Genomic DNA, 2,493 nt, shown 5'->3' on the forward strand with positions numbered 1-2,493 from the left:
AGGCCAGGTCATAGCGACTGCGCCGGGAGTGGTCGCGCTCGCTTATCCATGCCCGCCCACCCACCCCCAAGATGAAGTCAGTTGCGTCCATTAGCGATTCAAGGCGGGCGGCACGTGACTTGCGATCCAACTCTGCCTGATGGGCTTCAACCAGGGTCAACCTGCCTGAGAGAAACCATTGCCGTGGGCCGCCCGCCACGGCCTCGTCCCCCAAGTAGCCTTGCCGCAAGGCACTTCAGTAGCTGAGCAGTATCCAAGAGCCTCAGCCGCTTTTCTTCCCGGGTCAGGTATGGGGTTCGTTGTCCAGGCACGAATGGACCCGGATGGGTCTCCTCCAGCAAAACGGACGCTCGTTCACGGGCCTTCTGACACAGCGTTGCTTTGTCGCTGCCTGCGTAGGGATTCTTCATGCTGCGATCCTGACTTTACTGCTGGGGGCACAGTGAAGCGGCCCGAAAGCAGTGGCCGGTCTCTCGCCGCCGCAGAAAACCTGAATAGGCCACCGCCTGCCGACCACCAACTTACGGCCAATCCCCACTGCCTTCAAGCACCGGGCGGACACAACCCGCGACGCCCTACTCCCTGACACTCAAGAGAGCGCCCCTCCTTCCACCTGGCGGCGCAAAGTGCTATCAAATACCAGCGTTGGCGAGCACCTCCAAACACAGCCATTGCTTCCCAAGGCTCAAACAGATGCGCAAACGCAACAGGACCCAAGATGGCTTAGCTTTGGCAGCGGCCGTCGGGTTGACGATGTTGACCACTCTCGTAATCGCGCAGGCGGTTCTCTACGTGCAAGACGTCGAACGCGCGTCTGCGGCCGCCCGACTGGCAGTTGGTCAGGCAGAAGTGATCGCGCGCAGCAGCGCCGCAGCCGCCAAGCAAGCCTTGGCAACGCGCGGAGAAGATTGCTCCGACACAGATCTGCGAAACCTCAAAGCCATCGCCTTCAGTTCCAGCTACATGAGCGACGTGGGAAAGGTTCGCGACGGCCAAATCGTCTGCACGGCCCTATGGGGAGCCTTGGAGCCCCCCATGGTCTTGCCTGCCCCCAGGTTTCAGCGAAACGGAGCCGGCATTTGGAGGTCGTCTGACGTGCTCCATTCCCCCTACATCGCCACGAACATCGTGGTCCGGGGCAACGTCGCTACGGTGACTTCCCCGTCTGCATTTGACAATGTAGATCCGTCCAGGACCAGCCGCATTGTGATCGCCACAGCCAATGGCGAATACACGTTTAGGTCAGTTGAACCTGTCGCTGACGCACGGGACTGGCATCGAAACGACACGCTTGAGCGCAGCTATTGCAGCGACACGGTCGGAGTCTGCGCAGCAGTTACTTCACCGCGCACCGCGCTGTGGTCGTTGCCCTCCCACCTGCTCTCGACTTTCGCTGGCTTGGGACTGGTCACCGGCCTGTGCTTGGGGTGGATGGCAATCCGCTATCGCAACTTGAAAAGGAGCCTAGAGCAACGCCTACAGAGTGCGATAGAAAGCGGTGAGTTGACCATCGTGTTTCAGCCCCTTCGAAAGATATCCGACGGATCCACCGTTGGCTTCGAGGCGCTCGCCAGGTGGCATATCTCCCCCGAGGAGGAGATCGGTCCGGACATCTTTGTGCCCCTCGCCCAAGTCAATGGCTTTGGCCCTGTGCTTTCAAGATACGTCCTCGCCACCGCGCTTGATGACATCGAAGGAGTTCTTCTACCGGATGCCGAGCTCTACGTCTGCATCAACGTTGAGCCGGAGGATATTGCAGATGGCTCCTTCCCCGACTACGCGCTGAGCCAAGTTGAGAGTCGGCATTTGAGGCCGTTCCAAGTCTGTTTTGAAGTGACCGAACGCAACGACATCGTGACGCCAGAATTTTTCACAAACATGGCGCTCCTTCAAGGGGCAGGCTTCCGATTCCTCATCGATGATTTCGGAACGGGCCATTCGAACTTCTCCCACTTAGCTCGCACGAGCTTCAATGGCATCAAGATTGATCGTTTGTTTACGGGGGCCATTACGACCGACTCTCCGCTTCGTTCTGTTCTTCCCGCCGTTTATGAGCTAGCACTCAAGTTGAACCTGGACGTGACCATCGAGGGCATTGAAACGTCGGCCGAGGCGGCCATGCTCCGCAGCCTCGCCCCGCAGGCGATTGGCCAAGGGTGGTTCTTCGGCCGGCCCGTAAATGCGCGAGAACTCGCCAGCCGACGCGCGCCACTGGACTCAGTGCTTGACTCTTGAATGAACTCCTCACCGCCTTTCCACGCTCTGTCTACATCTTGGATGGAATGATCGACACTGCCTTGGGTCATCCAACTTAGACCCGAGGCCGGCCGCGCGCCGCTGGATTGCCCGCCCACGATGTTCTCCCCCAGATGATCGTGGTGAGTTTCAGGCAATGACGCCCCATTGGTGGCCGTCGTGACCAGCGGGTGCGGCACTTTTTTGCAAGGCTGATCCTGCACCGGGGTCTCAACCGCTGTGCGCTTAACCATTAAG

Annotated in this window: 1 protein-coding gene; it reads left to right on the plus strand. The window is 59.4% G+C overall.

Going from position 1 to position 2,493, the window contains the following annotated elements; genetic code table 11:
- Positions 1–693: 693 nt before the first annotated feature.
- On the plus strand, positions 694–2,235 hold the full coding sequence (locus tag AC1DQP_RS19380) for an EAL domain-containing protein (protein ID WP_457321300.1): 1,542 nt from the start codon (positions 694–696) through the stop codon (positions 2,233–2,235).
- The last annotated feature ends 258 nt before the right edge of the window (positions 2,236–2,493 follow it).

It is taken from the genome of Stenotrophomonas sp. P5_A8 (assembly GCF_056400545.1).

Coding starts and splice junctions, on each gene's coding strand:
- AC1DQP_RS19380 (WP_457321300.1), top strand. CDS start 694: ATGCGCAAACGCAACAGGACCCAAGATGGCTTAGCTTTGGCAGCGGCC.